Genomic DNA, 2,477 nt, shown 5'->3' on the forward strand with positions numbered 1-2,477 from the left:
GGGTTGGTTGTTGTGCCCGGGGGTCGTCTGCGGGTGAGTGGGTGGCTGGTCGCGCAGTTCCCCGCGCCCCTGTTCGGCCGGGACTTCGCCTGCGGGCCGGTGGGTGGCTGGTCGCGCAGTTCCCCGCGCCCCTTGAAGGGCCGGAYCTTGTCCGCGGGTCGCTTTGGGTTGCTCGCGCAGTTCCCCGCGCCCCTYAGGGGGTCGGCCGCAGCCSGARCAGYTGGCTCAGCCACAGGCCTTYAGGGGCGCGGGGAACTGCGCGACCRGCCCACCACAACCCGCAGCCAGAAACCGGGCAGCCTCCGGGGGGCCGCGCCTCACGGCAGCAGGCGTCGTTCCTTTCCTCTCGCCACCGCCCCCGCCCGCGTCTCCACCCCCAACTTCTCGTAGATCCGCCCCAGATGCGTCTTCACCGTCGCCTCGCTGATGAACAGCGCCCGCGCGATCTCCCGGTTGCCCAGGCCCCGTGACAGCTGCGCCAGGATGTCCAGTTCGCGGTCGGTGAGGGTGGGGGCGCCCGTGCCCCGCATACGTTCCATCACCCGGCTCGCCACCGGCGGCGACAGCGCGGTGCGGCCCTGCGCCGCCGCGCGGATCGCCGCGAACAGCTCCTCCGGGCGTTCGGCCTTCAGCAGATACCCCGTCGCCCCGGCCGCGATCGCCCGGGTGATGTCCGCGTCCGTGTCGTACGTCGTCAGGACGAGCACACGCACCCCCGTCCCCGCGATCCGCCGCGTCGCCTCGACCCCGTCGATGCCGGGGCCGAGCTGAAGGTCCATCAGTACGACGTCGGGCCGTACCCGGGCCGCCGCCGCGACCGCCTCCTCGCCGCTGCCCGCCTCCCCGACCACCTCGATGTCCGGCTCGCTCCCGAGCAGGGCGAGCAGCCCGGCCCGTACCACCGCGTGGTCGTCGCACAACAGGATCCGCACCACCGCGTTCACCGTTCCTCCAGGGGGATCGCCGCCGACAGCACCGTGCCCTCGCCGGGCGCCGACTCCACCGTCAGCGTCCCCGCGAGCTGCCGCACCCGTGCCCGCATCGCGGGCAGTCCATGGCCCCGGCCGTCCCGGGGCGCCACGTCCGCGACCGCGAACCCGCGCCCGTCGTCCGCCACGTCCAGCACGATCTGGTCACCCAGATAGGTGAGGGTGAGCGCGGCCGTGGCCGCCCGCGCGTGCTCGGTCACGTTCGCCAGCGCCCCCTGCGCGATCCGCAGCAGCGCCGACTCGACCCGGTCGGGCAGGGCCGTCGGCGCCCCGTCCACGTGCAGCCGTACGTCCAGGCCGGACTCGGCCGCCGCCCGCGCGGCCAGCGCCCGCAGCGCCCGGGGCAGGCTGCCGCCCGCCGCCAGCTCCGCGGGCGCGAGATCGTGGACGAAGCGGCGCGCCTCGGCCAGGTTGCGTTCCGCGATCGACTCGGCCGTACGGACGTGGCGGCGGGCCGCCGCCGGGTCGGACTCCCACACCCGCTCGGATGCCTGGAGCAGCATCTGCTGGCTGGACAGGCCCTGCGCGAGCGTGTCGTGGATCTCCATGGACAGCCGCTGGCGCTCCGCGAGGGTGCCCTCGCGCCGCTCGGTGGCGGCCAGTTCGCGCCGGGTGCGCAGCAGGTCGTCGATGAGGAGGCGCTGCCGGTCCCCCTGACGCTGCATATGGACGAAGACGGCGGTGGCGACGGCCGCGACGGCAGGCGGCGCGACCACCAGGTTGGGGTCGATCCCGTCGGCCAGCATCAGCTGCGCGGCCACCACGAACGCGGTCAGCAGCGCCACCAGCACCAGCGCCGCCCGCGTCGGCAGCGTCCGCAGCCCGGTGTAGAACAGCGGCACCGCGCACCACGAGAAGCTCGGCGCGAGCACCACCAGCACCATCCACACCGCCACCACCACCCCGAGCCAGCCCAGCCGCCGGGGGGTGGGCCGCGGCCCCAGGGCGGGCCCGAGGACGTACAGCGCGGCCAGGGCCGCCGAGAGCGCGACGATCCACACGGTGCGGCCGTCGCCGGGGTGGCGGATCAGGAAACGCGTGAGCGAGGCGCCGAGCAACAGGAAGAAGGCAACGTGCATCACCGCGGGCAGCCAGCGCTCCTCGGCCGTCGGCGCCCCGGTGCGCGGCTCCGCCCCTGCCTCCACTGTCCGCTCCTGACCTGCGCGTACGTACGTATCCGTACTCATCCTCACCCGGTCCGGCCGGCCCCGCATCAGCCGATCGGTTGACGGCCGGATCGACCGGTCCGCGCCCGGGGAGCAGCCGGTGCGCCGACCGTGCGGCGACCCCACCGGGCCCACGATCGAAGCATGGAAACCAACACGGACATCAACGCGGACATCAGCACGAACACCGACACGAGCGCCGACACGAACGCCGTCCGCCCCCGCCGCACCAGGAAGATCGTCGTCGGGGCGCTCGCCGCGGCGGCCCTCGCCGCCGGCACCTTCGGCGCGGTCGGCGCCAGCGCCGCCGCCCCCGCCAGGA

Annotated in this window: 2 protein-coding genes; both read right to left on the reverse strand. The window is 74.8% G+C overall.

Annotation, left to right across the window (positions count from 1 at the left end):
- Positions 1-317: 317 nt before the first annotated feature.
- On the reverse strand, positions 318-944 hold the full coding sequence (locus ACJA3G_RS35115; RefSeq protein ID WP_406557078.1) for a response regulator: 627 nt from the start codon (positions 942-944) through the stop codon (positions 318-320).
- Complete coding sequence (locus tag ACJA3G_RS35120; protein WP_406557079.1) at positions 941-2,068, reverse strand: sensor histidine kinase; 1,128 nt, start codon at positions 2,066-2,068, stop codon at positions 941-943. The genes ACJA3G_RS35115 and ACJA3G_RS35120 overlap by 4 nt, the downstream gene beginning before the upstream one ends.
- Positions 2,069-2,477: the final 409 nt, after the last annotated feature.

Source organism: Streptomyces sp. YS-3, from assembly GCF_045257485.1.
Taxonomy (GTDB): domain Bacteria; phylum Actinomycetota; class Actinomycetes; order Streptomycetales; family Streptomycetaceae; genus Streptomyces.

What these genes read in the sequence shown, in the direction of transcription:
- ACJA3G_RS35120 (WP_406557079.1), bottom strand. Translation starts at nt 2,068, where the DNA reads ATGCACGTTGCCTTCTTCCTGTTGCTCGGCGCCTCGCTCACGCGTTTC.